General features: G+C 39.2%; 27 protein-coding genes and 1 pseudogene. 10 read left to right on the forward strand and 18 right to left on the reverse strand.

Annotation, left to right across the window (positions count from 1 at the left end):
* Positions 1-44 precede the first annotated feature (44 nt).
* The 4 genes and pseudogenes from BQ5796_RS08225 to BQ5796_RS08240 all read right to left on the reverse strand — a co-directional run bounded on the left by BQ5796_RS08225 (position 45) and on the right by BQ5796_RS08240 (position 5,186).
* Positions 45-905: a YihY/virulence factor BrkB family protein gene (locus BQ5796_RS08225; protein WP_071459797.1), complete on the reverse strand. Its 861-nt coding sequence runs from the start codon at positions 903-905 to the stop codon at positions 45-47.
* A 101-nt stretch (positions 906-1,006) separates the two neighbouring features.
* A complete protein-coding gene (locus BQ5796_RS08230; RefSeq protein ID WP_071459798.1) occupies positions 1,007-1,765 on the reverse strand; it encodes a TraR/DksA C4-type zinc finger protein in 759 nt (252 codons plus the stop codon).
* A 141-nt stretch (positions 1,766-1,906) separates the two neighbouring features.
* A pseudogene (locus tag BQ5796_RS18835) lies at positions 1,907-2,188 on the reverse strand (3D domain-containing protein); the annotation flags it as partial.
* 850 nt (positions 2,189-3,038) lie between these two features.
* Entirely contained in the window at positions 3,039-5,186 is a 2,148-nt protein-coding gene (locus tag BQ5796_RS08240) for a PAS domain-containing protein (protein ID WP_071459800.1), read from the reverse strand.
* A gap of 1,054 nt (positions 5,187-6,240) precedes the next feature.
* Between BQ5796_RS08240 and BQ5796_RS08250 the strand changes: the two genes are divergently transcribed.
* Positions 6,241-6,426, forward strand: coding sequence for a hypothetical protein (locus tag BQ5796_RS08250; RefSeq protein WP_071459802.1), 186 nt, complete (start codon positions 6,241-6,243; stop codon positions 6,424-6,426).
* 1 nt (position 6,427) lies between these two features.
* Here BQ5796_RS08250 and BQ5796_RS08255 read toward each other — a convergent pair whose 3' ends face one another.
* The gene (locus BQ5796_RS08255) at positions 6,428-7,189 is read right to left on the reverse strand and encodes a YqjF family protein (protein WP_071459803.1); all 762 of its coding nucleotides are present in this window, start codon (positions 7,187-7,189) and stop codon (positions 6,428-6,430) included.
* Between the two features lie 145 nt (positions 7,190-7,334).
* On the opposite strand from BQ5796_RS08255, the gene BQ5796_RS18115 reads away from it, so the two are divergent.
* The gene (locus tag BQ5796_RS18115; protein ID WP_159430992.1) at positions 7,335-7,475 is read left to right on the forward strand and encodes a hypothetical protein; all 141 of its coding nucleotides are present in this window, start codon (positions 7,335-7,337) and stop codon (positions 7,473-7,475) included.
* Between the two features lie 223 nt (positions 7,476-7,698).
* Here BQ5796_RS18115 and BQ5796_RS08260 read toward each other — a convergent pair whose 3' ends face one another.
* The 3 genes from BQ5796_RS08260 to BQ5796_RS08270 all read right to left on the reverse strand — a co-directional run bounded on the left by BQ5796_RS08260 (position 7,699) and on the right by BQ5796_RS08270 (position 10,354).
* Entirely contained in the window at positions 7,699-8,889 is a 1,191-nt protein-coding gene (locus BQ5796_RS08260) for an MFS transporter (protein WP_071459804.1), read from the reverse strand.
* 92 nt (positions 8,890-8,981) lie between these two features.
* Positions 8,982-9,752 carry a formate/nitrite transporter family protein gene (locus tag BQ5796_RS08265; RefSeq protein WP_071459805.1) on the reverse strand — a complete coding sequence of 257 codons (771 nt, stop codon included), beginning with the start codon at positions 9,750-9,752 and terminating at the stop codon, positions 8,982-8,984.
* 230 nt (positions 9,753-9,982) lie between these two features.
* Entirely contained in the window at positions 9,983-10,354 is a 372-nt protein-coding gene (locus BQ5796_RS08270; protein ID WP_071459806.1) for a hypothetical protein, read from the reverse strand.
* 106 nt (positions 10,355-10,460) lie between these two features.
* On the opposite strand from BQ5796_RS08270, the gene BQ5796_RS08275 reads away from it, so the two are divergent.
* Positions 10,461-11,060: an SCO family protein gene (locus tag BQ5796_RS08275; protein WP_071459807.1), complete on the forward strand. Its 600-nt coding sequence runs from the start codon at positions 10,461-10,463 to the stop codon at positions 11,058-11,060.
* Between the two features lie 39 nt (positions 11,061-11,099).
* Here the strand turns inward: BQ5796_RS08275 and BQ5796_RS18280 are convergent, their stop codons facing one another.
* Positions 11,100-11,237 carry a hypothetical protein gene (locus BQ5796_RS18280; RefSeq protein ID WP_200792872.1) on the reverse strand — a complete coding sequence of 46 codons (138 nt, stop codon included), beginning with the start codon at positions 11,235-11,237 and terminating at the stop codon, positions 11,100-11,102.
* Positions 11,238-11,514: 277 nt separating this feature from the next.
* Here BQ5796_RS18280 and BQ5796_RS08280 point away from each other — a divergent pair, with 277 nt between their 5' ends.
* Positions 11,515-13,113, forward strand: a complete 1,599-nt coding sequence (locus BQ5796_RS08280; protein ID WP_071459808.1) for an ABC-F family ATP-binding cassette domain-containing protein — start codon at positions 11,515-11,517, stop codon at positions 13,111-13,113.
* Between the two features lie 52 nt (positions 13,114-13,165).
* On the opposite strand, the gene BQ5796_RS17365 is transcribed toward BQ5796_RS08280, so the two are convergent.
* Positions 13,166-13,297 carry a YuzL family protein gene (locus tag BQ5796_RS17365; RefSeq protein WP_074033935.1) on the reverse strand — a complete coding sequence of 44 codons (132 nt, stop codon included), beginning with the start codon at positions 13,295-13,297 and terminating at the stop codon, positions 13,166-13,168.
* A gap of 112 nt (positions 13,298-13,409) precedes the next feature.
* Between BQ5796_RS17365 and BQ5796_RS08285 the strand changes: the two genes are divergently transcribed.
* From BQ5796_RS08285 to pflA, 5 genes are all read left to right on the forward strand, one after another.
* Entirely contained in the window at positions 13,410-13,658 is a 249-nt protein-coding gene (locus BQ5796_RS08285) for a YkuS family protein (RefSeq protein ID WP_071459809.1), read from the forward strand.
* Between the two features lie 130 nt (positions 13,659-13,788).
* Positions 13,789-14,448, forward strand: coding sequence for a molybdate ABC transporter permease subunit (modB, locus tag BQ5796_RS08290; RefSeq protein WP_071459810.1), 660 nt, complete (start codon positions 13,789-13,791; stop codon positions 14,446-14,448).
* 86 nt (positions 14,449-14,534) lie between these two features.
* On the forward strand, positions 14,535-14,987 hold the full coding sequence (locus BQ5796_RS08295; RefSeq protein WP_071459811.1) for a cupredoxin domain-containing protein: 453 nt from the start codon (positions 14,535-14,537) through the stop codon (positions 14,985-14,987).
* A gap of 342 nt (positions 14,988-15,329) precedes the next feature.
* Positions 15,330-17,555, forward strand: a complete 2,226-nt coding sequence (pflB, locus tag BQ5796_RS08300; RefSeq protein WP_071459812.1) for a formate C-acetyltransferase — start codon at positions 15,330-15,332, stop codon at positions 17,553-17,555.
* Positions 17,556-17,624: 69 nt separating this feature from the next.
* On the forward strand, positions 17,625-18,368 hold the full coding sequence (gene pflA / locus BQ5796_RS08305; RefSeq protein ID WP_071459813.1) for a pyruvate formate-lyase-activating protein: 744 nt from the start codon (positions 17,625-17,627) through the stop codon (positions 18,366-18,368).
* A gap of 63 nt (positions 18,369-18,431) precedes the next feature.
* On the opposite strand, the gene BQ5796_RS08310 is transcribed toward pflA, so the two are convergent.
* Both BQ5796_RS08310 and BQ5796_RS08315 read right to left on the reverse strand, forming a co-directional pair.
* A complete protein-coding gene (locus tag BQ5796_RS08310) occupies positions 18,432-20,009 on the reverse strand; it encodes a cation:proton antiporter (protein WP_071459814.1) in 1,578 nt (525 codons plus the stop codon).
* A gap of 31 nt (positions 20,010-20,040) precedes the next feature.
* A complete protein-coding gene (locus BQ5796_RS08315; RefSeq protein WP_071459815.1) occupies positions 20,041-20,355 on the reverse strand; it encodes a hypothetical protein in 315 nt (104 codons plus the stop codon).
* Positions 20,356-20,856: 501 nt separating this feature from the next.
* On the opposite strand from BQ5796_RS08315, the gene yidC reads away from it, so the two are divergent.
* Entirely contained in the window at positions 20,857-21,621 is a 765-nt protein-coding gene (gene yidC / locus BQ5796_RS08325) for a membrane protein insertase YidC (protein ID WP_071459817.1), read from the forward strand.
* Between the two features lie 63 nt (positions 21,622-21,684).
* Here the strand turns inward: yidC and BQ5796_RS08330 are convergent, their stop codons facing one another.
* The 6 genes from BQ5796_RS08330 to BQ5796_RS08355 form a co-directional block, all read right to left on the reverse strand.
* A complete protein-coding gene (locus BQ5796_RS08330; protein ID WP_071459818.1) occupies positions 21,685-22,038 on the reverse strand; it encodes a fluoride efflux transporter FluC in 354 nt (117 codons plus the stop codon).
* Complete coding sequence (crcB, locus tag BQ5796_RS08335) at positions 22,035-22,415, reverse strand: fluoride efflux transporter CrcB (RefSeq protein ID WP_071459819.1); 381 nt, start codon at positions 22,413-22,415, stop codon at positions 22,035-22,037. The genes BQ5796_RS08330 and crcB overlap by 4 nt, the downstream gene beginning before the upstream one ends.
* Before the next feature lie 155 nt (positions 22,416-22,570).
* The gene (locus tag BQ5796_RS08340; RefSeq protein ID WP_071459820.1) at positions 22,571-22,774 is read right to left on the reverse strand and encodes a DUF6501 family protein; all 204 of its coding nucleotides are present in this window, start codon (positions 22,772-22,774) and stop codon (positions 22,571-22,573) included.
* A 55-nt stretch (positions 22,775-22,829) separates the two neighbouring features.
* Entirely contained in the window at positions 22,830-23,060 is a 231-nt protein-coding gene (locus BQ5796_RS08345; protein WP_071459821.1) for a hypothetical protein, read from the reverse strand.
* A 293-nt stretch (positions 23,061-23,353) separates the two neighbouring features.
* Positions 23,354-23,590 (reverse strand): hypothetical protein, encoded by a 237-nt coding sequence (locus BQ5796_RS08350; RefSeq protein WP_071459822.1) that lies wholly within the window; start codon positions 23,588-23,590, stop codon positions 23,354-23,356.
* A gap of 130 nt (positions 23,591-23,720) precedes the next feature.
* Entirely contained in the window at positions 23,721-25,358 is a 1,638-nt protein-coding gene (locus BQ5796_RS08355; protein ID WP_071461209.1) for an AMP-binding protein, read from the reverse strand.
* Positions 25,359-25,414 lie beyond the last annotated feature (56 nt).

Here is a 25,414-nt window from a genome sequence, read left to right on the forward strand (position 1 = left end):
TAAAATAGGGGGTTTTCTCCAATAAAATGTCTATCTTATATTTCCTAGGAAGACAGAAGCCTTTTGCGTTCGTACCTTTGTTCTCCGCCCAATTTTTCCGAATGATATATTGCGTTGATTTCTCCGCCAAGCAATAGCGCTAACCCTGTTAAGAAAAGCCAAAGCATTAGAACAATAACTGCACCAAGGCTTCCATAAGTAGCTGAGTAATTGGAAAAGTTGCTGACATAAAATGAAAATCCTAAAGAAGTTAACTGCCAAGCAATCGTTGCAAAAATCGCACCAGGAATCGCATGCATGAGAGAATACTTTTTATTTGGCGCAAAGTAGTATAAAACAGTTAACACTGCAGTAATGACAACTAATGCGACAATCCAGCGAAGAACCTTTATGAGTATTGCAGTTTCATCCGGCATTGGAATAATTTGCTGTACGAGGTTTAACAATACATTCCCGAAAACAGGTAATACAAGCGCTATGATAAACGCAAGAATCATACCTAATGTTAAACCAATGGAAAGAATTCTCGTTTTGATAAATGACCGTGTTTCTTCTACATCATAAGCTGTGTTCATTGCTTTGATAAAAGCATTCATCCCATTTGATGCCGACCATAGCGTGCCGATTACACCAAAAGTAACAAGTCCCCCATTTCGTTCACTGATAATCTTAATGATGTTCTTTTTCAGGAAACCTGCTGTTTCAGGAGGCAGCACATTATTAACAAACCGGATTGCTTTAGTAGGCTCGATATTCAAATACGGAACGATTGATACTAGAAGAATTAACATCGGAAAGAGTGCCAGCATATAGTAGTATGCTTGTTGTGCGGCCAACCCTGTTGCCCTGTCATTCTTTAGTTCGGTCACAATAGATTTTCCATAAAGGATCCACCTTTTCTTCATCCTTACACCTGCTTTCTGCCATGCTGCTTGCTATCCTTTTCCCTGCTAGGCAGAACGATAATCCTATCGGTAAGAATTTTTACGGCAGAACCGACTTTTCATCATTCCTTTTCCTTCTCCGAATATGGGTCATGCTCATATGCAGGAAGATCACCAAATGGGCTCATTAACCCTTCTTCATCAAGCTCTTCTTCATATCGTTCATGCTGTTTACTTGGATAGATGGAAACAGGATTGCCATGGATATCTGTAGCGGCAAAATTCTCATATTCCTCCACATATCCGGTATACTCCTCGCTTTCCAAATACATGTCATTGTAGTGGTCAACAGGCAACGCCAAATCTGAAGGCGTTTCCGACGTCCCCCAACTCGCTACTTCTTGCCATGAATCCTCGGCATCATATACAACACTTTCGTTCTTCTCATCCTTATCAAACTTGCCAAAGGGCGGCATTAATACACCTTCTTCAATCGGCCTATTCGTGGAAATAGTCCTATCAGGAGAGTGATCAATACAATAGGAAGTATAAGGAAGAGCCTCTAGTCTTTCATATGCTATTTCCTTTCCGCATGTAACGCACTTGCCATATACGCCGTTCTCCATTCTCGTAAGAGCATTCACCACTTCTTTTAACAAGTACTCTCCATGATCATTTAAAGCAATGTCCTTCTCGCGTTCATACAAATCCGTCCCTTCATCACCAGGATGGTTATCGTAGCTAGAAAGCTCCCCCATTGATTCATGATAATGTCCTCGCTCTAGGCCAAAATGATCGTTCATGCTCATATGTTCTTCCAATTGCTCTTTGGATTTTTGTAGCCTTTGCTTTATCTTTTGCATTTGACTGTTTGTCAGCATTAGGATGCTCCTTTCAGAAAAACCGTTTCTTTTAGTATGAAACAAACTAACCGCTTTCATGAATATCTTGCATGGAATAAAATTCTTTGTTACGGAAAAAATAAAAACCGCCATCCAAAAAAGGATAGCGGAAGAAGGTTCTTATTGGACAATGGTTACTTTGACTTGTTTCCTTCCCCATGCCAACGCATCTGACTGGTTCGGGATAAATACATCTATTTTATTACCCTTGATTGCACCGCCAGTGTCAGCAGCAGTAGCATATCCATAACCCTCGACATATACTTTTGATCCAAGCGGAATAACGGATGGATCTACTGCAATAACCTTTGCCCCTGGGTTAGCTTTTAAATTAACGCCAGTGGCAGTTGTTCCAGAACATCCCTTGCAATTTGCTGTGTAAGCTGTAGCAGACACTGTAAACGAAGTTGCATTAGCAGCTTTAACATTTTCTTCAGCTTGCTGATTTGCCGGCTCTGCTGGTGCAGATGCCGTTGCTTGCTCTGGTGCCCCCTGTACAGGTGCTGTTTGCTGCTCTGCCTTAGCTGGTTGTTGCTTACCTTGAGCTGGTTGCTGCTGCGGGGCTTCCTGTGTATTGTTTTCAACTACCGGAGCATCGTCTGCTGTCGGTGTATCTGTGTATATAACTAGTTTTAATCCCGGATGAATCAAATCGGATGAAAGTTTGTTCCACCTCATAACATCCCCAATTTGGACATCATAGACTTTTGCAATATTCCAGAGAGTGTCACCTTGTCTTACAGTGACGGTTTTTACTGGTGATACTTCCAATCGGTCATTTGGATGAATCACATCACTTGATAATTTGTTCCATTTCTTAAGAGAGTTAACCTCTACGCCATACTTTTTAGAAATTCCCCATAAAGTATCTCCCTTTTGTACGACGATTTCTTCTGCCTGCGCATTGGCACCAGCAGCTCCGGAAATTGCCGCTGCAGCAACCAATGATAATACTGTCTTTTTCATTTGTTTGCCTCCCATCGGCTCTTTTTCTCACGTGAACAATCGTATCACAGATTTCTCGGAAAAAAAGAACAAAGGGTTAACGTTTAGATTACGAGAATAACAGATTTATATCAGTGACATTTCAAATTATCTGATAATTAAACAGTTTTCTAGAATAAAAAAAACGGTCAACCTTTTAGGGAGACCGGTTTTTCGAATTTCAAACCAGGGTGGTTTGTCTGAAATGAAAATGACACAATTGAACCAAGAAATCCATGAATATGGGAAATAATAATGGAAATGGAAATTAAGCAGACTTGGTAGGCAAAAGAATTTTGAAGGTAGTCCCTTTATTCATTTCACTTTCAATATAGACTTTGCCATTATGGCTTTCAATAATCTTAAAGCTAACCATCAGCCCAAGACCATTTCCATTTTTCTTCGTGGTATAAAAAGGTTCACCAATTTTCCTTAACGTTTCAGGAGGAATTCCGACGCCTGTATCCTGGATGGAGATTTCAATATTTTCACCAGACTTTTCGGCATGAACATCAAGCTCCCCCCCATTCGGCATCGCCTCAATCCCATTCTTGATAAAGTTTAAGAACACCTGTTTTAGACGATTTTCATCGCAATCAATTTGAACAATCTCTTGATTCGTATCAATCCGAAGTTTAACATTCCTTTTTCTCGCTTCAAACTCAAGAAGAGACACAACATTACGAATGATTGGAATGATGTTCTTTTCTTCTAATTCCACTGCTTTTGGTTTGGCAAGGAGCATGAATTCCTCGACAATATTATTAACCCTGTCAATTTCATCAAGGATAATGTCGATGAATTCCCGTCTTTCTGGGTTCTCTTCATCAAGCTGCAGAAATTCCGCATACCCTTTCATAGATGTTAGCGGATTACGAATTTCATGAGCGACACCAGCAGCTAACTGGCCTACAGCAGCCAACTTATCTTGCCTATGCAAAATTTCCTCCGTCTTTTTCTTTTCCGTAATATCATTTCGGATAGCAAGATACTGATACGGCTTTCCATTCTCGTCAAGAAATGGAACGATCGTTGTACTGACCCAATAATATGAGCCGTCTTTTGCTTTATTCCGTATATCGCCTTTCCAGACTTGCCCTGCAGTAATGGTTTTCCAAAAATCCTTAAAAAAACCTGGCGAATGATAACCGGAATTTAAAAGACCATGCGTTTGTCCAATAAGTTCTTCCCTCGCATACTTCGATATTTCACAAAATTTATCATTTACACTTTTAATGATTCCTTTTTCATCGGTTATCGCCACTATAGAGGACTCATCAAGAGCAAACTTATAGTCTGATACTTCTTTTAAGGAGTCTTTCAGGCTGGCTTCTGCCATTTTACGATTCGTAATGTCTGTCCTAATCGACACATATTGGTATGGTTTACCTTTGCTATTAAGAAAAGGCACAATGGTTGTATCCACCCAGTAAAGACTGCCGTCTTTCGCTTTGTTCTGAATCTCTCCTTTCCATACCTTTCCTGTTCCTATTGTCGCCCACATGTCATGGAAAAAGGATTTTGGGTGGTGACCGGAATTGAGAACAGAATGATTCAGTCCTATCAATTCATTTTCACTATATTTAGAGATAGCCGTAAACTTATCATTCACATAAGTAATTATTCCTTTTGGATCAGTTATAGCGACGATGGATGAAACATTTAGTGCATCTGTAATGTCCTTTAAATTTGAATCACTTACCGCAAGACGTTTGCTGATGAGTGCGCTAGTTCCAATAAGACCTGCAAGAGTGATAATAGAAACAATAAGAATGGAATATATCACAAAAGTTTCTGGAAACCTGTTTGAATCCGCTTTAAGACTTTCTGAACCGAAAAAAACAGCAGCCCTAGTTAACAGAATATGTCCTTGTACTATTGCTCCTGTTACTGTTACAGCACTAAGCGGCTTTAGCCAGGCGTGTTTCTCTCTCGTGTAAAGCTTAGAAAAATACAGAAGCCAAAAAGCGAAAAAAAAGGATATAAATACTAGTAAAAGAGCAGCTATCATTGTGAAAGCTTTATAATGAAATGAAAGTCCCATAGAAAACAGTCCGAAGATATGGACGGAAAGAACCCCTAATGTCATGAAAAGACTGCCAAAAAACAGGTTTGCTGGCCCAAGTTTTTGACTGGCCAGTGTAAAGAAAGACATCCCGGAAAAGGTAATACCAAGTACGATGGAAAGCAAGGCTACAGGAATCTGAACGGAGAAGTTCCCACTGGTATTTGTTGCTAGCATTCCAAAAAAGTTCATTACCCAAATACCAATTCCAAAAGAAAACGATCCAGCCAAAAACAAAAACCGTTGATTCCGGCTCGCTGATTTGATTAATGAAAACAAATCAAGGGCAGTGTAGGATGACATTAAGGTCAATAAAATAGCAACAAGAAGCAAAACAGGGTTAAAAGACATTTATTTTATTTCATCTCCCATCCTTAGTCCCCTAAATTCATTGTCATAATGATTGTAATGTAAGAAAAGAGAGAATGAAAGGAAAAAATTAATTTTTTTGTAATATTTACAAACCCTTTAGCCCTTGACTTAGTAAATGAGATATGGTTTTCTGAATATTTCCTTTCAATGATCAACAACATAAAAAAAGCTTCCTCAATCGGAAGCCTTTTCCCAACATTTTAGGAGACCCAACCATCCTACCAGCTTTGTACAACTTGCGCCAAGTAGCCAAGTAGCCTTTTGCGGGCTTTGTTGGCGGATTCAGCCGGTATGCTGTTCCGCATGAGACCTTTTAAAATCTTTATCAGTTTTTAAAAGATTCTCTTCAACTCTTCAAATGCGGTCTAATCACCGCGAGACTCATTAACCTTTTTTGCTTTACTGAAACTGGACCACTTCTTTACGAGAGTTTTTGTGTTAATCCAATTAACCTACTCTAACAAGTTTTATTGGATTGTTATCAGCAGATCCAATATCCGCTAGCCCATAAATCCGCAGACCTAAAAGAGATTCTCATACCAAATTACGAGGCTAAATGTAAATCGTTCCCCTAGTATTTAGAAACCCATTTTTCAGAAGAAAAGCTTCTTTCCTGCGTATTTTCCCGAATAGGCAGGAGATTCACCTTTTTCCTACTGGCCGACAGATTTGTTGGTAATTAGCAGGTCCATCTTGAGTAAGCAGGTTTGAGAAATGCTTCTTTACAACAAAAGTATATTTGCTGTAAAGATTCTCAGGATTTTTCACACCTCTCTAAAAACAAGAATGGTGGAAGCTTGTAAAGTAAAGGAATTAACGTTTACTCGTTCAGTTACGGAACGAACACGTATGGTTGAGCCTCCTAAAATGTTGGTTTTATTTTTTATTTTCCTTTACAGCTTCATTATAGCATGTTGTAAGCGATTTCAATCTTGACTTTGTGTCATAATTGTGACATTTAATTCATCAAGGATAAGGATGAATAAATCTGATACTCGAGTCAAAAATAAGAGTTGAAAAGGAGCTGATTTTTATGATGAAAAAAGACACTAGACTTACTAATGCACCAAGTAACAGTGAAGTGACCATTCAAACTGGCGATGCTCCGCCTAATAAGAAACATACACCCGGAGATTCTGTGGCAGAACATAAAGACCAAGAAATGGCTAATTTGATGATTGCGGAAAATGAAATTGGACAACAAAACGAAAACCTATAGTTTAAAATATCCCTTCATGTCCCTTTTCTCTATCAAGACACCAAATGAAAGCTTTTTTTCTCGGGGAAAAGTGAACGACTGGGACTTGCTCCATGTATTTACTTGGAAGAAAAGGAGCCATATTTTGTTGGATGATTGTGCCTTCCGCTTTTACTAGCTTCCACCTTGTATGATGAATGTCTACTCGGTACAATTTCCCTCGGAGTTTCGTCCAAAGGCAATATCTCTCTGTAAGCCATCCCTCTAGTTTAATTTTGCTGAAAGTGATTGTTTCTCTACAGGGTGTATACTCAAGACGGCAGTACGCTTCTTGTTTTTTTTCATTAGGTCGAGATTCAATCATATGAAAAAGATCTCCGTCCCGTCCCTTATAAATGTCGGCTTTTTTATATGGGATAGAAAAGGTTTTTCTAGCAATAAATGCTGCAACAGGGCTGGTTGCATCTAGAGAAAAAAAATATGCCCCGGTTCTCGTGCCGCAGCGGACATATGTCCTGACATTAATCTGATTGAATTCTTTGAGACCCGGAATGGGCGGACAAAATCTCACCCGCATATCAGTTACAGTAAATGCGACAATACCAATCCATGCACTTCCTTCAAATGTATCAATCTCTAAACCTGACGGCAAACATTCCTGCAACGTCTCTGGCGGCACAGGAAAGTGAAAGAATACAACATCTTCCCAAGTTTGTTTCATTATCCATGCATTATTTCTTAATGGAAATGGTCGATGTTGAACTATTCTTAATTCCCTTTCCATGATTACCATCCTCCTTATTCATTGAATGTATTATTCCCCCTTTCATAATCATAAACACTTTCTATTTGTTCATTTAACGAGATGTTTCGTAGGCGGAACACCAGGGAAACAGAAACATAGGCTGTAGAATAGGAGGACTGATCAAATGAGAGTATTGACAGCTTCTTCACAACACATTTATGGCTTTGGTCTCGAAAGAGGATTCTTGTATGTCAGAAAAGGAATTTTATTTCCCCAAAAAAGCGTAACATCTGGAAGAGTTACAACAGCAAAGCCATTGCCTTAGTAAGTTTTATTGAACAATGAGTATATAAAAAAAATTTAAATTTATCGTGTTAAGCGAAAACAAAAGGTAGTAAAGGAATTAAAAATAGCATATGTCCAATCCCTTGAGCAAATAGGGTTACCACTGATAAAGGCTATAATAATTTTGAAAACCCACCAAATACGATAAAATCAAAAAACACTAAAAAAAGCTGTCCATAAAGTATTTTGGACAGCCACTCTGACTAAGTTAAATGATTGGAAACATTGTTAAATATGCCATTTTCTTGTCTCTCGTTTCGAATAAGCCAAATAGTTAGCAATAAACCTACTGAGGTCAAAATTGCAAAAAACAAGTAAATGCTATAAACATCAAACTTTTCAAAGATGATTCCTCCTACAAATGTGAAAAACCAGCTGCCAATCCCGTTTCCCACAGCAGAATAAATCGTCACTGCGGTAGCCGTTACTGCTGGTGGAGAGATAGTTTTAATATACTGCAAACCCGCCGGAATAAACAACCCAAGTGAAAAGCCCTGAACAACCGTCGAGAAGTAGACAATCGTTAAATCTGGCTGGAGAAAATAGAATGACCAACGCACTAAGGAAACCGCTCCCCCGATTGCTGCAACCTGAAGCAAACCCAGCCTATTGATCAGTCTGCCTGCAGCTCTCATAAAAGGTATTTCCGATAGAACTGCTATAAGAAAAGCAATTCCTATCCCTGTATACGTCCCTCCCCTGTCTTCAAGAAAAAGCCCGAAGTAAAAATTGTTAGCCAAGTTCGGTCCGAACACAAGGAATGTTACGAACATGAAGACTACAAACTTTTTAATTTGGAATAGTTCTTTCATTCCTCCCAATAGATTATTCCCTTTGACAGGATTCTCCGTTGGGAATTTTAAAGAAATTAACGAGGCAGCAAAAAGGGTTGCGAAAAAGGCATAAAAAATCACCTGTGGGTTCCACTCTGAAAACCTCCCCATTACGAATACCGCAAGTCCAAATCCTAATGATCCAAAAAGGCGTATGTTTCCGTAGTTCACTCTCGCCCTTTCAGAAAATTGCAGAGATATGCTGTCTGACAACGGTATGATGGCACTTTGAAATATACCCGTCATTACAGCAACAATCAGAATCCAGTAATATTGTCCAAATGCTAAGTAGCCTAGTCCGAATATTCCAGCTGCTGCAGTCGTAAGCGTAAGAACTTTGTTTGTAGCGTTTTTGAGATCAGCAACCATTCCCCATATTGGCTGAAAAAAGACCATAATAACTGGGCCAGTGGATAATATCGTCCCTATTTGATAGCCATTTAGTTTTCCTACAGAGCTCAAATACACGCCAAGTAGTGGCGAAAGGCTCCCAAACCCAAAAAAAGCAAAAAGGTAAAAACCTTGAAGGCAATACAATGTTTTTTTATCTTGATTTTTCATTTAAATCCTCCTGGAAGCTAAAAAATACGTAGATTTATATTCTACCACCAAATTGCCAGGAAGAATAAACGTTTCTGTACATAAATATTGACTTATTGTTTCTCTTTTGAGGAGAGATACGCATATACTGAACCGACAAAAAATCCTCCTCCAATAATATTTCCGATTGTTACTGGTATTAAATTATGAATAGCTCCGTTCAAGGAAACAGTTTCAGGATGTTCAACGAATAAGCCGATGGAGAAGAGTACCATATTTGCAATGCTATGCTCAAACCCTGAAGCAACAAACGCAAAAACGACCAGCAGTGTAACACCTATCTTTGCCCCATCCCCCTTAATATAATACGGAACCCACACAGCAAGACACACTAGCCAGTTACAAAGGATAGCCCTAACAAATAGTTGAAGTGTTGGTGCATTCATTTTTAAAGAAGCGGAATACATAAGGTATTGAGACTTTTCAGGCTCACCAAACAAGCCTGAAAGGGCAATAAGCGCCGCAAAAAATATTGCACCAAGCAGGTTGCCTGAATAACAGGCTGTCCAGTTAACAAGCAGTTCCTTAAAAGTCGTTGCCTTTTTCCATGTACTCATGGAAAAGATCATCGTATTACTTGTAAATAGTTCTCCTCCCGAATACAAAATCAATACTAGTGCGATTCCAAAAAATATCGAACTCATCAAGTAAGTGGCTGGTGAATGCACATCAAAATACCCTTCGCCTAGCCTGTATGAAACCATGATCCCAAAGCCGATATAGACACCTGCCAATACCGCCCTAGTCATATACATCGGAAAAGAATGATAAATCATGTCTCTTTTCTTTTCTGCATTTTTAATAGCCATTTTTATTGTATCCATACATCTTTCTCCTCATTGCTAAAGTGAAAAACTTCACAAGTTATCGTATACTGTTATCATACCTTTTCTTTCCTAGAGTGATAGCAAAGAATCATGAACGAAATATGACAACTTTCGAAGCGTTTCCAACGAGAAAGAATGTTCACATTTTCTCTATTGACCAGTTGTTTATCTTTCTTTTTAATAAGAAATAATGCTACGATGCTTCGGTTAACTTTCCTGCATTGTTTTTATATAAACGTATATGGTAAAAGAGTCCCATTAACTTTAATCTTTATCTGTGAGCCAACGTCTTTATCTTCAAAGGATGGGGACTTTTTGCATGATGCATTTTTTTGCAAATTGTTTCCAATATGCATTGTCCCATTAAGATTTTCGATTTCAACAGATTCCAGCCGGTAAATCCATTCTTGAACGACAGGCTGACTAATGTTTAGAACATCAATATGAATACGAAGTGGCTTGGTAGAAATTGCAGAAGACATTCTTTCTGCAGATTCATATCGCTGCGCTTTCTTATTTAGCGTTTTCAGCGTAGCCCTTAGTTCAGAAAGAATGAGATTGAGTTCGGTTATGAGCTTATCCTTTTCTTCACTATTCATGCTGACCCCCATGCCCTTTTTATCAAAATATGAATCACCTGAATGTTTTATGATGCAGACTAGACTACCGTGTAATTTGAAATAAACAAAAAGGAGAATAGCATTCGTGAAAAAAATTTATCTGATCAGTATAATTGTTGTCTTCATTGGAATCACTTCAGGCATTACCTACTTCATCACACGGGATGCTAATGCGAAAATCCCGGAAAACATCGTCCTAGTAAATCAAGATGGAAAAGATTACAAAATAGAGAATTCCAACGCAGAAGTGAAGCTTGTTGAATTTATTTACACTCATTGTCCGGATATTTGCCCAACAACAACTCAAAAAATGAACCTCCTGAGGAAGGAACTAATAAAACAAGGTCTTTTTGGAAAAAAGGTCAAATTTATTACCATTACGATTGATCCGTATAGGGACAGTCCAGAAGTATTGCAAGATTACATGGATGATTTTGGAATTATTAGCGACGGCAATTGGCAACTTCTCACTGCACATCCTAATAGGATGAAGGAAGACCAGAAAAAAATAAAAAGTATCGCCGATACCTTTAAGTTTCAATATCGTGATCCCGGAAACGGATTTTATGTACACAGCACATTTACGTATCTAGTTGATGAAAATAATCAATTTATCAAGAAATTTCCAATGGGTGGAGATTTCAACAAAGATGAAGTATACAAAGAAATTATGAAAGAATTATAAAAAATGGCAGGAGCAACGCTCCTGCCATTTTATCATGTATTAATGTGAATTCACTGCAGCTGTATGTTTCTCGTTTTGCTTCAGGGAGAAAAATTCTGATTTCGGCTTAGTAAAGCTTACCTTAATTCCTGATTCTTTGAGACGATTCACAAACTCGACAAGCTGCTTTTTAGCCATTTATAAAAACTCCTTTTGATACCTGTTTGTATACTATTTTACATCATAAAAATGAAAAATGTGTGAATTCAAGCAAAAAAATTGACAATAAACAAGAAAAATCGTTGCTATTCTATTTTTTTGCGCTTTGTAATTCTTTTTCCCTGCTCTATTCTCCTATTTTCTCGCTTTCCAAGCGTAAAAACACTCCTTGAAAAACGGTATATCTTTTGTTGGGGTCGATGGAAAAACAATAACATGATATAATTCTAATCATATTTGTTAATGGAGGCTATACATGATTACAGTAACCAATGTCGGCTTAAGGTATGGAGACCGTAAGCTGTTTGAAGATGTCAACATCAAGTTCACACCAGGTAACTGCTACGGACTAATAGGAGCTAACGGTGCCGGAAAATCCACTTTTCTAAAAATCCTATCCGGGGAAATCGAACCACAAAGCGGAAATGTTTCACTATCACCAGGGGAACGGCTTGCTGTCCTTAAACAGAACCACTTTGAGTATGAAGATGTCGAAGTATTGAAAGTAGTGATTATGGGACACGCAAGACTCTTTCAAATCATGCAGGAAAAAGACGCCATCTATATGAAGGCGGATTTTACCGATGAAGATGGAATGAGAGCTGCTGAACTCGAAGGGGAGTTTGCCGAGCTGAACGGCTGGGAAGCTGAATCTGAAGCCGCTATCCTTCTCAAAGGTTTAGGTATTGAAGAAGAACTTCATGATAAGAAAATGGCGGACATTTCTGGTTCAGAAAAAGTAAAAGTACTATTAGCACAAGCATTGTTTGGCAAGCCAGATGTCCTATTACTAGATGAACCGACAAACCATTTGGACTTGAAGGCAATTCAGTGGTTAGAGGAATTTCTGATTAACTTTGAAAATACTGTTATCGTTGTATCCCACGATCGTCATTTTCTGAACAAGGTTTGTACAAATATTGCAGACCTTGACTTTGGTAAAATCCAATTGTATGTCGGAAATTACGATTTCTGGTATGAATCAAGCCAGCTTGCATTAAAATTGACACAGGAATCCAATAGGAAAAAAGAAGAAAAAATAAAAGAACTACAAGCATTTATTGCGCGATTTAGCGCAAATGCATCTAAATCCAAGCAAGCTACGTCCCGGAAGAAATTGTTAGATAAAATTTCGCTTGATGATATCCGACCTTCTTCTCGCCGTTATCCTTATGTGAATTTTTCAATGGACAGGGAAATCGGCAACGATGTTCTTCGTGTTGAAGGGCTTTCAAAAACGATTGACGGTGTAAAGGTCCTCGATAATATTAGTTTCATTATGAACAAGGAAGATAAAATCGCTTTAGTCGGAAAAAATGAACTAGCAAAGACCACTCTTTTCAAGATTCTAATGGGAGAAATGGAGCCAGATAGCGGTTCTTACAAATGGGGTGTGACCACTTCCCAAGCATATTTCCCGAAGGATAACTCCCAGTATTTTGAGGGCTCCGAAGAAACGCTAGTTGACTGGCTTCGCCAATTCTCGCCGCAAGATGATAGCGAGAGCTTCCTTCGTGGGTTCCTCGGCAGGATGCTCTTCTCCGGTGATGAAGTATTGAAAAAGGCAAGCGTTCTATCAGGAGGAGAAAAAGTGAGATGCATGCTCTCCAAAATGATGCTCTCTGGGTCTAATGTGCTGCTACTTGACGAACCAACAAATCACTTAGATCTTGAATCCATCACAGCGCTTAACAACGGTCTTATTGCCTTTAAAGGTGCCATGATTTTTTCATCGCATGACCATCAGTTCGTCCAGACAATTGCAAACCGTATCATTGAATTAACTTCTACTGGTTTAATCGATAAGCAAATGAGCTATGACGAATACCTTGAAACACATGAGCTTCAAGCTTAATTAACATGAACTAAAAAAACAACAAAGCCTTCGCTTTGTTGTTTTTTTTAGTTTAATGCTTTTTCGTCTTCTCTCTTGAAGACGATACTTCTTTTCCGCCAATTTCTTTTTCTGTTGTTCCCTGACCTTCTATACCCGGAGAACTTATTCCCGTTTTTGAAGGATCTTCCTTTCGCCTTTTCACACGAACACCCCCCTATCCTTCTTACCATTTCATACAGTGGAAAATATTATTCACTACTTAGGCATATTACTTTTCAACATTGGGAAGTTTACAAAAAGAGGAGGTGTTACTCTTGCCAAAGGTTGGTGTTGAACAGTCACTAGCAAATATTTCAGAAGCGCTTCGGGAGAAAGGCTTTGAAGTGATCGATTTAAGAAAAGAATCCGACGCAAAGGGATGCGACTGCTGTGTTATTTCCGGGTTGGATTCAAATGTAATGGGAATGCAAGATACTGTCACAGCAGGCTCTGTCATTGAAGCAAACGGACTCTCTGCAGATGAAGTTTGCCAACAGGTTGAAGAAAAAACAAGTTTCCAATGATGAAAGGACTGCCTGCAATACGGCAGTTCTTTCATCATTTTCTCTGCTATTCTCCTTACATGTTTTTTTATTCATTTTAATTCGGTATAATAAAGTGCATAATACGTTTTCTTTATTGGAAGGATTTAAAATGGCAAACAATTTTTGGACTCCAGTCATCCTCTCCCTGCAAATAGCAAGTATCGCACTTGTCATTGTTTTTATCTCAGGAATCATTGCAGCACGGTTGTTAACATTAAAAGCATTTAAATTTAAAGGGAAAGTTGTCCTTGAAACCATCCTGCTTCTCCCTCTCGTTCTCCCGCCAACAGTCGTCGGTTTTTTATTAATCATATTTTTTGGAATAAAAAGTCCGATAGGCCAAGCCATTGAAAAAATTACAGGACAATCTATCATGTTCACTGCAACAGCAGCAGTTATCGCTTCATCTGTTGTCGCTTTTCCGCTTATGTACCAGTCAGCTAAAACTGGGTTTATTTCCGTAGACAAAGATGCTGAGGATGCAGCCAGAATCGATGGAGCGGGAGAATGGAAAACCTTCCTTTATATCACCCTCCCACTTTCTGGAAGGGCACTAGTTGCTGGAATTATTTTAAGTTTTGCCAGAGCATTAGGAGAATTCGGAGCAACTCTCATGTTTGCGGGGAACCTTCCAGAAAAAACACAAACCATTCCTACGGCAATCTACATTGCCTTCGAATCGGGTAATATGTTAACAGCATGGCTATGGGTTGCTGTCATGATCTCCTTCTCCTTCATTATGTTGCTTGCTGCCAACAAGTTTAAATAATATTTAACGAATGCGAGAAATTTAACAGACAAGTTATCTCCCCCCTTTTGCATATATATTCTTAAAAGCACTGGGAGGGGTTGGACTTGCATTTTCTTGTAATTCAAAAAAAACAGTTAACAGTCATCATTTTTGTGGTGTGTATCGTACTTGCAGCATTATGGCTATGGAATAACTATTCCACAGTTGCACCAGTAAGCAAAACTACTAGCGAAGATAAAATTCGGGAAATCCATATGGTGACCGGGGAATTTAAATCTCAGAAAAAGGACGGCAGTGAAATAGAAGCTTACCGTTGGGACCCAGGAACGATTTTCCTCAATAAGAATGAGCGTACTCGATTGAAAATCCTAGGTATCAACGGAGAGGAACATCCTTTCGCTATCGAAGGTACCAGTATCAGGGGCGTGGTTAAGAAAGGAGAGGAGACCGTAGTCCCGCTAGAATTTAAAGAAGAGGGTGTATACCGCCTCATCTGTTATACCCACCCTGATAAAGAAAACAACGGTCCAATGATTGCATACATTGTCGTTGATTAGAGAAAAGCAGCAGATTTTGCTGCTTTTTTCGATGAGTTTTAACCCAATAAACAAACTCCACAATACTTTTATATTAATATTAGCAATATAGTAAAGTTATTTGCTATCATAAAGATAGGAGGATTAACTGTTTTATATAACACCTCTCCTTCTTTCTTAGTTGATTATAGTACAGCTTTTGTTTTGGTTAAATTTTCCGTCATTAAATCTCCCTGAAACCTTTATTTTTCTATTGTTCAATTGTTCACAAAAATGTAACACCAAAACTGTTATAGTCATAGTAAGATGTAATTGTAGTAACTGTTGTATAGTATTTAAATAATTTTTTGAGGTGATTTTATAATGGAACAGTGGAAAGGTTTTAAAAGTGGTACATGGCAAAAGGAAATCAATGTCCGCGATTTCATCTTGAACAATTTTACACAGTATAATGGAAATGATGACTTTCTAGCTGAAGCAACCGAAACAACAAAAGAACTTTGGGTTAAAGTCATGGAAATGACAAAGGAAGAAAGAGATAAGGGCGGCGTCCTCAATCTCGATACGAAGACTGTTTCTACAATCACTTCTCATGGCCCTGGCTACCTTGATAAAGAGAAGGAAACAATTGTGGGTGTCCAAACGGATGAACCTTTTAAACGTTCTATGCAGCCATTTGGCGGAATCAGAATGGCAAAAGGAGCGGTCGAAGCATACGGTTATGAACTGGATAAAGAAGTAGAAAAGATTTTCACTGATTTCCGTAAAACACATAACCAAGGCGTATTCGATGCCTATACTAAAGAAATGCTATTGGCTCGTAAAGCTGGTATCATTACTGGCCTTCCTGATGCATATGGTCGGGGCCGGATCATTGGTGACTATCGTCGTGTTGCCCTTTACGGTGTAGATTTCCTTATGGAAGAAAAGAAAAAAGATCATGAAGGCACTAGCAAAGTAATGACAGAGGATGTTATTAGACTTCGCGAAGAAATTTCTGAGCAGTACCGTGCACTTGGAGAATTAAAGAAGCTGGCTGAAAGCTACGGCTTTGACATCTCCCGCCCTGCTCAAAACGCGAAAGAAGCATTCCAGTGGGTATACTTCGGCTATCTTGCAGCGATCAAAGAGCAAAATGGCGCAGCAATGAGCCTAGGCAGGGTGTCCACGTTCCTAGATATTTATGTGGAACGTGACTTGAACGAAGGCAACCTGACTGAAGTGGAAGCACAAGAGCTAGTCGACCATTTTGTCATGAAGCTTCGCCTTGTCAAATTCGCAAGAACACCTGATTATAATGAGCTTTTCAGCGGCGACCCTACTTGGGTAACAGAATCAATCGGCGGGGTAGCTATGGACGGCCGAGCGCTCGTAACAAAGAGCTCGTTCCGCTTCCTGCATACATTAGACAACCTCGGACCAGCGCCGGAACCAAACTTAACTGTTCTGTGGTCAAAAGACCTGCCTGAAAACTTTAAAAAATATTGTGCAAAGATGTCTATCAAGACTAGTTCTATCCAATACGAAAATGATGATATCATGCGCCCTGAATGGGGTGATGATTACGGTATCGCCTGCTGCGTTTCCGCTATGGAAATCGGGAAGCAAATGCAATTCTTCGGTGCACGCGCTAACCTAGCAAAAGCAATGCTCTACGCTATCAACGGTGGTGTGGATGAAAAGCTGAAAATCCAAGTAGCTCCTCAATTCCGTCCAATCACTTCTGAATACCTCGAATATGACGAAGTGATGGAGAAATTCGATAACATGATGGAATGGCTTGCCGGCCTTTATATCAATACACTGAACGTCATTCATTATATGCATGATAAGTACAGCTATGAGCGTATTGAAATGGCATTGCATGATACGGAAATCCTTCGTACCATGGCAACAGGTATCGCTGGTCTGAGTGTTGTTGCAGACAGCCTAAGCGCGATTAAATATGGAAAAGTAAAAGTTATCAGGGATGAAAATGGCATTGCTGTTGACTTCGAGACAGAAGGAGATTTCCCTAAATACGGAAACAATGATGACCGTGTTGACAGCATTGCAGTAGACATTGTAAAAACTTTCATGAAGAAGCTGAAGAAAAATCCAACTTACCGTGGTTCTCAGCATACAATGTCAATTCTCACCATTACATCTAACGTCGTATATGGTAAAAAGACTGGTAATACACCAGATGGACGTCGAACCGGCGAACCATTTGCTCCTGGTGCTAACCCAATGCATGGCAGGGATACTAAAGGAACGCTTGCTTCCCTATCATCTGTTGCAAAAATTCCTTACAATTATGCGTTAGATGGCATTTCCAATACATTCTCCATCGTGCCAAAAGCGCTTGGTAAAGACGAGGAAAGCCGTATTCAAAACCTTGTTTCTATTCTTGACGGCTATGCTGTGAAAGAAGGCCATCATTTGAACGTCAACGTCTTCAATAGAGAAACACTTCTGCATGCGATGGAGCATCCAGAAGAGTATCCACAGCTGACTATTAGGGTTTCCGGATATGCTGTTAACTTTGTAAAACTTACCCGTGAACAACAGCTTGATGTTATTAACAGAACATTCCACGAGACAATGTAAATAACACAAACTACAACAGGGCAACCTTGCCGGTTGCCCTGTTTCTTGATTATCAAAGGAGGAAACATCATGAACGGAAACATTCATTCAATTGAAACTTTTGGCACTGTAGACGGGCCTGGCATACGCTATGTCGTGTTTACCCAAGGATGCCTTCTGCGCTGTCAATTCTGCCATAATGCAGATACATGGGAAATAGGTGCTGGAAAATCGATGAGTGTTTCCGATATCATGGATGATTTGAAAACCTATCTTCCATTCATTGAATCCTCTGGTGGAGGGATCACTGTTAGCGGAGGCGAGCCGCTCTTACAAATTCCTTTCTTGATAGAATTGTTCAAAGAATGCAAGAAACTAGGGATTCATACTGCCATTGATTCCTCAGGCGGCTGTTACTCGCCAAATGCTCATTTTCAGGAACAATTAGCGGAATTACTTCAATATACTGATTTGATTCTTCTTGACTTAAAGCATATTAACAGAAAAAAACACATTAATCTTACAGGGATGCCTAATGATCATATCCTTGAATTTGCCAGGTTCTTATCGGAACGTATGGTTCCGATTTGGATACGGCATGTTCTAGTACCTGGTATAACCGATGATCAGGATGATCTTCAATCGTTAGGTAAGTTCATTGGTACACTAGAGAATATCAAAAAAATCGATGTACTTCCTTATCATAAACTTGGCGTTTATAAATGGGAAGCGCTGGGATTGGAGTATCCTTTGAAGGATATTGAGCCTCCTAGTGAGGATAGTGTTGAAAATGCCATAAACCTGCTTACTGCTGAAGTAAGTTATATGGATTAATGAAAATGCATTAAAATAAACAGTACCCTCTCAGTGCGTACTGTTTATTTTAGTGCTGTCTTTTTAATTATTTTCTTCGCTTATTTCCACAAGACAAGCTACAACTTCCTCTTTTTCCTTTTCTGCAACCTTGGCAGTAATAATTTCATCGCGCTCCAGCTTATCGATTGCTTCACTTTCCGCATATAATACTTGCTTTCTAAGTGTATCCAATAGCTTCTCCCTTATTTCGGGGCTTCGGCTATATAGTTTTTCAATTTTTTCCCGTGTTTCCACAATTCTTTTTTCATATTCAGCAACCACTTCATCTGTTGTCGGTTCAACCGCATACATCCTTGATTGTATATGGCGTACCTCCTGGATTGCTCCTTCAAATCTGTTTAATTTTGCAACAAGGCTTTCGTATTCGCTTTCTTCTTCCCTTTTAATAATGCCAAGCTTTCCGATGAACGGTTTAATTGTTAGCCCCTGTACGACAAGGGAAAACAAAACAACGCTGAAAGCCAGCACTAATACTTCGTCACGAGCAGGAAAGCCTCTAGGAAGACTCATGACTAGCGCAATAGATAGTGATCCTTTTAAGCCCCCCCAATTAAGAATATGAAGCCATTTAACAGGAAAGTTCCTGATAAAAGCCATGCTAATATAAACTGCTGCACTTCTTGAAAGAAGGACTACTGCAATAGATCCAACAATCAATTCCCATTTCTCATGAATCTCAATGACGGTGATTTCAAGACCAACCATGAAGAACACAATAGAATTAGCAAGAAGCGCTGCCACATCCCAAAAGTTATGGATATTTAGTTTGGTCGTAGGCGTCATTCCAATTTTGCCGCCATAGTTCCCAAAAATGATCGCAGCTACCACTACCGCGATTACTCCAGAAGCGTGGAAACGTTCAGCAAGAAAAAATGAACCATAAAATAAAATGAGACTAAATATTATTTCTAAAGGATAATCATCATAAAATTTTGTTAATATGGAGAATCCATAACCCATAAGTCCGCCGACTGCTAGTCCGATTGCAATTACCCTTACAAAATCCATTACTCCTGAGCCAAGCCCCATCCATCCTGCTTCAACATAGCTCAATAAAGTAAAAGCAGATATTTTAAATAGGACAACAGCAAGCCCATCATTAAATAAACTTTCCCCTTCAATCACAATTGAGAGTTTCTTGGTTACACCGAGTGATTTAAAAATAGAAAGAACACTGACTGGATCTGTCGCACTCATCAATGCACCAAAAACAAAAGCAGCAGGAAGCGGTAAATCAAGAAAATACAACGCTGCAAAACCAGTTATCAAAAAAGAAATCAATGTTCCCCCGACCGCAAGGGAAAGAATTGGTATTCTATTTTCTTTCAAGTGATTGTATGGCAATTTAAAAGATGCTTCACCAAGAAGCGCAGGAAGGAATAAAGTTACAATGACAAAATTGAAAACTTCCCCTTCTGTTATCAGCTTTTTCAACGGTTCCAAGAGAGGAATGTTCGCCAAGCCAATGAGCGCACCGACAATGACTAAGGCAATCGGATATGGCTGCTTTATTTTCTTGGCCACTGCTGTCACAGCTGCTGCAAGTAGAACAAGCAACAAGCCTAATTCAAATACATGATGTAAATCTACTTCCTCCAACTTCCTAGCTCCTCTCCTTCTCTATTCCACTCTATGCCATATCTAACGACTGCCTATATTCCGGTTCGCAATTGACACAAACAGGTTCTTCATAATCTAGGACATTCACATCTGCTTCGTTGTAATCAATCCCGCAAAGAGAACAGGTAATCATGCCATCTTCCTCGTCTGCAGCTGCGGGAAACGCATCGTTTATTTTCAGTTCACCGATACGTATTCCTGTGACATGTCCCATCACTTGATTTATATACGCTTCACAAGCTTCGGAAGTCGCCCAAACACCGCGGTCCCAAAACATTTCTTCAGCGCTGCCTGTATCGATGAATAACCCATAGACAGTTTTCATATTATCTTCCCCTTTCCAAAGGCAATATAATCTTGCTATTGTTTAGCCTTTTTTGGAAAGGTTGAAACCAGGATGAAACTTTATCAATATAAGTTCGTATTATAGAAGGTGATTGCTTCCTGCACCATCTTGCTTTATACTCATATCATTGACCTTTAAATTGATGGTAGATGTCTTTAGAGAGGTGACATATTTGTTTGAGATTTACCTTCAAAACTTTGATTTTACTACGGTATACACTGTTTATATAACCTTTCTTCTTAGCGTTTCTTTAAGTGTATTATGGATCGTTCGGGTGGAATTGCCGTTCATCCAGTCTTGCTTAAGGAAGTTAAGCTTCAACTTACAGCCAACCGATTTTATTTATAAAGAATTATCAGGTGGAAACACCAGATTTACACTAAAATTATTGCGGCGTGTTCGAATGAAAGTAAGCAAAGAAGATGACCTGCAGCCTTTTTCTCCTATCAGCTATCATTCATAAACAACAGGAGGAGAAAAATGAAAAAGAAGACAATTTTGCTAATGATGCTGTCTGCCTTTGCTATCCTACTAGCGGGATGCCAATCTACCGGAGGAGACGCGTCTTTCTTTCAAAGGACATTTGTGAATCCTTTTGCAATGCTGATTCATATCTTTGCTGAACTATTTGCCGGCAGTTACGGAATTGCCATTATTATGATCACCCTATTGATCAGGCTCGTTTTAATGCCGCTCATGCTAAAGCAATATAAAGCACAGCAGCAAATGAAAGAAAAGATGGATATATTTAAACCCGAGATGGATCTTATTCAGCAAAAGCTGAAAAAGACAAAAGATCCTAAAGAACAGCAAAAATTGCAGCAAGAAATGATGGGACTTTACCAAAAACACGGTGTCAACCCATTGCAGATGGGCTGCTTGCCAATTTTAATACAAATGCCAATTCTTATGGGACTTTATTATGCAATCCGAGGTTCAGAGGAAATCGCGACGCATTCCTTCCTTTGGTTTAACTTAGGACAGCCTGATTTAATCATTACGATTGCAGCAGGAGTCGTATATTATTTTCAATTCAAGGCTTCCCAGTCCAACATACCAGAGCAGCAAAGACAACAGATGCGATTCTTCGGTTTACTGTCCCCATTGATGATCCTAATGGTTTCTTTTAATGCACCAGCAGCTCTGCCGCTTTACTGGACAGTAGGAGGAACTTTCTTAACAATACAAACCATTATTTCAAGAAAAATATACAACGAAAAACAGAGAAACGAAAACGCTTCTTAATGTAAAGTCCATTACAATAATAAAACGGCTGCACTCATAAATAGTGCAGCCGTTTCTATTGCTCTAATAAATCATCCCGCCAATGTAATATCCTAAAAAAATCGCCAGAAATCCTCCTAAGTAGGTTACGGTTAAATAGGAAATTCCAGCTCTGTAACTACCTGATAGCCATAGCTTTAAAATATCAATATTTATTGTCGAAAAGGTTGTAAATGCTCCCATAAACCCAGTGCCTGCAAACCTAAAAATATCCGGACCGATATCCCCGCCAACTAAAAATCCTAGGAAGAGAGAACCAGTTAAATTAACGATGATAGTTCCGTATGGAGTGAAATTGGGTGCAAGTCGAATCTGTAGAAAGTATCTGCAAACAGCTCCTAGAAACCCGCCAATGGAGATTAGGACTAGTGTCGTCATTTCTTCCTCCCATGACTCCTTTCTAATCCGCCGAGGTAAAAGCCCAGCATTGCCGCTAATAGCCCTCCTGCCATACTTAGAAAGAGATACAGCATCGCTTGAATCCCTCTTCCCTCTTGCAAGAGTTTCATTGTGTCAAGGCTGAATGCAGAAAAAGTTGTAAAAGACCCTATCATTCCGGTAGAGATTGATACAACCAGAACAGGAGGAATACGAATTATTTGTTTCTCCACGATCGCCGCTGTAAACCAGCCCAGCAAAAGGGACCCTGTTATATTAACCGACACCGTTGCCAACGGACCTTCTATAGTAACCATTACGAAATACCTTAACAGACTGCCGACAATGCCCCCTATACCCACTGCAATAAATTTCATTAATAACACTGTCCTTTATTGTAACTAATTATCAACAATAATCTTTCTTTTACATCTGGCCACTTGCCGGCTAGAATATTGAAGGAAACAGTATTTCGAATAGTCTCCCATTTCTTGTACCCCACCAAAAAAAGCTGCTAGGTTCACCTGCAGCTCTAAATCACTTCAAAATACTCCTTGTAATAACCTCCAACCTTACCAGAGTTATCGATAAGGAAGTAAAATTCTTCTGTTTCATTTTTTACATCGTATGATTTTCCTTCGGTAAGGACTCGGTTTACAACATATTTCTTAGCATCTGTATGTACGCACTTCACCTTTTTAATCGTTTCTCTTCCATGCCAATCTAAGTGAATCATTTATTGCCACTCCTCTATACATCAATATCTATTAGTATAAAGAATAAACTAACTGTTATGCAATCCCCTTCCTATCAACTTGCTGCTCTCCTTCTATTTTGTTTATTCTCTTTATATGCAATATATCTCCTTGTTCAAAGGTAAACATCTCTCCGGTGACAATACTCTGCATCGTGACATAACGGATGCCACAAATTTGATCCACCCGAATAAACTGCAAATATGGAAAACAAGTATTATCATATATAATATCATATATATCATTTTGTAAAAGTTTGTTCTTCATGGTAACTCCCTCTTTCCCGGCTGTTTTCCCCAAGGTGTCGGCTGTGTTTATATACCACCGAACATGCCGGAACGAAACCTTTATTTCCTAAAACATTGTGTAAGATCTGGAGTTTTTTTATTACTGGTACCGTTTATTTCCACCTTTATTATACCGTTTCAGGAAATTATGTGATTGAATGTTTATGAAGATTTATTGTATTTTTATCCTGTTTTCTTCAAGATTAAACGAACGAAAATGAAAAAAGGCTCCTGGAAAACCAAGAACCTTTTGAAAAATGATAATGAATTATTTTAGTCATTCTTCCTGTAACGGAAAAGAACATTAGCAGCCACCATCAACGGAATGAAAGCGGCAGCAGTAAAGCCTAGTGCATAGCCTGAGAAGTTTTCTCTGGCAACATGCTTGCCGATAGACATGCCGAGAAAAGATACTTCGGCTATGCTTTGATCCATTAGCCATAGCTCTGCTGCTTTGCTAATAAAAAGCAAACTAATGCAGCAAAGTATTGAAACAATTAACCATTTCATACCGGTAGACCTCCATAAAATTGATCTCAACGTAGAGAACAAACTTAATAACAATTATATGGAGTTAATATTTTATAAGATATAGTTGTAACAAAATGTTCATATATAATTATAAGCGTTTTGTTACAATTTAGATTTTTAACGTACTAACATATTTCTTTGCCTGTTCGCGAAGCTTAAACTTTTGGATTTTGCCCGAAGCAGTCATTGGAAATTGTTTGACGAAAGAGATATACTTAGGTATTTTATATCTAGAAATTTTTCCATTGCAGTATTCCTGAATCTCTTTTTCTTCTGCCGACATTCCCTCTTTTAAGATCACCCACGCCATCACCTCTTCCCCATATACTTTATCTGGAATCCCTATCACCTGTACATCCTGAATCTTCGGATGCGTATATAAAAACTCCTCGATTTCCCGAGGATAAATATTCTCTCCTCCGCGGATAATCATATCTTTCAATCGACCGGTGATCCGGCAGTACCCAACTTCATCCATGATTGCTAGATCCCCTGTGTGCAGCCATCCCTCATCATCAATAGCATCACGTGTTGCATCGGGGTTTTTATAATAACCATGCATCACATGATAGCCTCTTGTACAAAGCTCTCCCTCCATGCCTATAGGCACCTCTTCAGAAGTTCCCGGCTTGACTATTTTTACTTCTACCTGCGGCAAAGCCTTCCCTACTGTTTCCACTCTTATCTCCAGTGGATCATCGGTTCTTGTCTGAGTAATAACCGGAGAGGCTTCGGTCTGCCCATACGCAATGGTTATATCCCTAGCCCCCATTTTCTCGATCACTGCTTTCATCACTTCTGTTGGACAATTTGACCCAGCCATGATGCCGGTTCTCAGAGAAGACAAGTTATATTGTTTAAAATCGTTATCATTTAATTCGGCGATAAACATGGTAGGAACTCCATGCAGCCCCGTACATCGTTCCTTTTGAACTGTAGATAAAACTGCTTTTGGGGAAAATTCTTGGACCGGAACCATTGTTGCTCCTACAGTCACACAAGCCAGCGTGCCAAGCACACAGCCGAAACAATGAAAAAACGGGACAGGAATACAAAGGCGGTCTTCTATCACCAGTTTCATACAAGAAGCGATATTATAAGCGTTGTTCACAATGTTGTTGTGTGTAAGCATAACGCCTTTGGGAAAGCCCGTTGTACCAGATGTGTACTGCATATTAATTACATCATTCGGCTGTAGAGCAGCCATTCTTGCATCGAGCATTCCATCACTAATGCCATTTCCCATTTGCATAATATCCGACCATGTGTAAACTCCTTGATAAGCCTTCTCTCCAAGGACAATTACATTTTTAAGGTGTGGCAGTTTTAGGGTATTGAGCTGCCCAGGTTTTGCGCTTTTTAATTCGGGAACAATTTCATAAAGCGTGTCGATGTAAGAGGTATCTTTGAATTGTTCAATAAGGATAATTGTAGAGACATCTGATTGCCGCAGCAGATATTCCAACTCAGCAGCCCTGTAATTCGTATTTACTGTAACTAAAACAGCACCCATCTTTCCTGTTGCAAATTGAGTGATAATCCATTCCGGTGTATTGGTTGCCCAGATTGCTATGTGTTCTCCTTGTGAAATACCAAGCTTCATCAATCCTTTTGCTGCTTGTCTGCAAACATTATTGAAGTTCTCGTATGTCATACGCAAGTTGCGATCAGAATAAACAACAGCTTCATGGTTCGGGTGCAGCTTAGCCTTTTCTTCCAACAATTCACCAACCGTAGTATTTAAAATTCCCGCCATTTCCTCTTCCCCTCCTTCTCCAAACATCTAAAAAAACGCTAATATAT

This window comes from Bacillus massilinigeriensis (assembly GCF_900111815.1).
In the GTDB taxonomy this organism is placed as follows: Bacteria; Bacillota; Bacilli; order Bacillales; family Cytobacillaceae; genus Mesobacillus_C; species Mesobacillus_C mediterraneensis.